This is a genomic window from Aurantimicrobium sp. (assembly GCF_036667855.1).
In the GTDB taxonomy this organism is placed as follows: Bacteria; Actinomycetota; Actinomycetes; order Actinomycetales; family Microbacteriaceae; genus Aurantimicrobium.
Window position 1 is genome coordinate 1 of sequence record NZ_JAVWTF010000088.1, and the last position, 3,357, is coordinate 3,357.

Annotated in this window: 2 protein-coding genes; both read left to right on the forward strand. The window is 53.4% G+C overall.

Going from position 1 to position 3,357, the window contains the following annotated elements; translation table 11 throughout:
* The coding region (locus tag RR877_RS10110) for an MFS transporter (protein WP_332628136.1) at positions 1-1,614 on the forward strand (1,614 nt) is incomplete at its 5' end.
* A gap of 6 nt (positions 1,615-1,620) precedes the next feature.
* The coding region (locus RR877_RS10115) for an FUSC family protein (protein ID WP_332628137.1) at positions 1,621-3,357 on the forward strand (1,737 nt) is incomplete at its 3' end.

Below are 3,357 nucleotides of genomic sequence, written 5' to 3' on the forward strand. Positions count from 1 at the left end.
AAGCGATTGACCCTGATGGCCCAAGACAACACTGTTGAAACTGGTGTTCCCAAGCGAGCTGGTTTAGTTCTCGCGTCGCTCATCCTGGGCGCATTCGTCTGCAACATTAACCTCTCTGTAGCCAATGTGGCATTGCCTGACATCGGCAAGGCATTCGATGCTTCTCAGACGGCACTCACTCTCGTAGCCGTGGGCTGCACCCTAGGTCTGGCCATGTCCGTGCTCTACTTCGGAGCTATCGGTGACCGTTACGGCCGCAAGATGATGTTGCTCTCGGGCATGGTCATTACTGTTCCTGCTGCCTTCTTGTGTGCCTTTGCTCCCAGCGTGGAAATTCTTGCCATTGGTCGACTTCTGACCGGTCTTGCAGCAGGTATGGCCTATCCCACCACCCTTGCACTGGTGACAGCGCTCTGGTCAGAAGGCGCCAAGCGCACCAAAGCCATCGCACTGTGGTCTTCTGTCAGCGGTGGCTCAGCAGTCCTTGGTCCATTCCTTGCTGGTTTGTTCCTTGAAAAGCTGTGGTGGGGTTCTGTCTTCTTGATCGTGGTGCCTGCAGCTATCGCAGCCTTCATCATGATCTTCCTGTTTGTGCCTGCACACGTTGAAGAATCCAAGGACAAGGTTGATCACCTTGGCGGCATACTTTCTGTCTTCATGATTGCTTCGCTGGTTCTGGGCATTGGCATGGTTTCTTCACCAGATAAGTTCACCGAAGCTCTGGCGTTGATGGGTGGCTCGATTGTCCTGATTCTGTTGTTCGTCTGGCGTCAGCGCACTGCGAAGTACCCGCTCTATGACCTCAACTACGCCAAGCGTCGTCTGTTCTGGGTTCCTGCCATTGCTGGCATGATCGTGCTGGGCTCCTTGGCGGGTGCCATGTTTGTGGGTCAGCAGTTCATGCAGAACGTCATGCAGTACTCGACTCTTGAGGCAGGTGTCGCCATTCTTCCTGCCGCCGTCGGCATGATTCTGGTTGCTCCACAATCGGCCAAGTTGGTGACCTCTAAGGGTTCGCGTTTCACCATGTTGCTGGGATACGCATTCATCTTGCCTGCGTTCTTGTTGATGTTCTTCACCTGGCGTGAAGGTGCTCCGTATGTGGTTATCGGTCTCGCGTATCTCTTGATGGGAACTGGTACTGGTTTTGCTTTGACTCCGGCTGCACGTTCACTGACTGGTTCTGTACCTGTCTCGAAGGTCGGTATGGCCTCGGGCACCTCAGACCTGCAGCGTGACCTGGGTGGTTCGATTCTGCAAGCAGTTCTGGGAACAGCACTAACTCTTGGATACGCCGCAGAATTTGCCAAGCAAGTGACCGCTTCTCCTGACGCATCACTTGTAAGTGCGCAGACCCAGTCAGCATTGACGCAGTCCTTCTCCAGTGCCACTGCTCTGGGGGCCAGATACCCCACTTATCAAAGCGCTATTGAAGAAGCAGCCAAATTCAGCTTTATTCATGGCTCTGCCCTTGCCTATGCGGTGGGTTTCGTGCTGGTGTTCATTGGCGCAGCGCTGGTATTTGTTGCATTCCCCGGCAAAGAAAAGTCACTCGAACTCTTTGATGAGTACCACACGGAAGATGCTGCAGTAGCTCCAGCTTCTGCCAAGTAATTTCTTATGATCCTGAATCAAATCCAGAAGGTAGTTCAGAACGCTCTGTTCCGTTCATCTCTGCGGTTTGCCATCACGGTTGTGGTTGTGGATGCCATTGTCCACTTCTTGTTTGGATCAACTCCTGCAGCACTGCTCGGCTCTTTTGCGGTAGCAATCCACCTGTATTTCCTTGATTTTGATGGTGATGCACGGGAACGTTTCACTGGCCATGGCATTGCCACTCTTGTGGGTGCAGGTGCAGTAGTCATTGGAGTGCTGTGTGCTCAACCGCTGTGGTTGGCCGTCACGGCTGCGTTAGTTGTGTCATCACTATTTGCCTATGCGCGGGTATTGCGAGGATATGTTGCGCGCTCAGCTGTGGGGTTGCAGGGAGCGTTTTTCTTACCGCTGATGATTCCGGCAACAATGACAGACATGCCTTCACTTCTGGGTGGGTGGCTGATTGGTAGTGCTGTCTCGATCATCGCTGCATTGGCGTTGTTGCCTCACTACCGAACAGGAGTTGTGCGTAGAGCTCTGGCTGAGTGGTTGAAGGCTGCTGCGAACCTGGCCGGTGCAGCAGCTACACGCCAACCTCTCCAGCCTGCAGTTGATGAGTTGATGCAATGCCGTAATGCATTGATTAGCCAGGTAACAGGCTCGTACTCACGCCCTGGTGCTGTGGGTCGTTCCCAGCGCGCTCTCGCCAGCATGGTGGCCGGTGCCCGGTGGAGTATGCCCGTGGCAAACAAGATCTTGCCCTTGCATGCCGCAGACGGCAGCACTCTTGCTGCGGAGTCTCAGGCTGCCTATCTTGCTGCCGCAGATCTCGTTCTGGGAGAAAAGGTTAACCAACAACTTCCTAATGTTCCCCGTCAACGACAGTCGGATCTAGATTCATTGGCTGATCAGCCCGTTGAGGTTGTTAGGGCACACTATCCAGTGCGTTTGTTATCTATCAGTGCCATGGCGCAGCTTTTCAGAGCTGCACAATCACGAGGAATAACAGCGCCCACGCCGGATGTGGGCAGTATGCCTGATGAAAATCCTCTGGCCATTCTTCGCGCCAACCTGCGCTGGAATTCGTTGTGGTTGCACAATGCTCTGCGAACAGGTTTGGGAACCGCAGCTAGCGTTCTGATTGTCCGTTTGGTGGGGCTTGAGCACGGTGTCTGGGTAATCTTGGCCGCATTGAGTGTGACACAAGTGACCTTCACTGCGACCTCTGGAACAAAAGCCATGCTCAAGATCGTTTGCGGCGCCATTGCTGGCGTTGTGCTTGCAGGCGTGATCATCGTGTTCCAATTGCCTTATTTCGTCTTCGTGATTGCTCTTCCTGTTTTTGCTTTCTTGGCAAAACAAATGCAGAGCAAAGACATGTTCTTTGCGCAAATGACATACACGCCTTTTGCTCTGATCAATCTCTCTGTTCTGGAATGGCCACCACACAAAGGCATCGAGTTCCTTCGTGTCGAAGACATTCTTTTGGGTGCTTCAGTTGCCGCTGTGTTTACGTTGTTGATCTTTCCCCTGGGCATCAACCGTTTGGTTGCAGGCTTGCAAGCCCAGGCCCTCACGACGTCTCGCTCCTATTTGCAGTCCGCACTTTCGCGACTTCGTGAAGGGAAAGAACTTTCCGCAACAAGCCGTTCTGCCTCCATGAATGCCATCCGTGCGTATGAGGATGCGCTAGATGCCGCATTTATGAGTGCACGCGTTGACTCTGAAGTACTGGAAGAACACGAGAATGCTGCGGCCCTG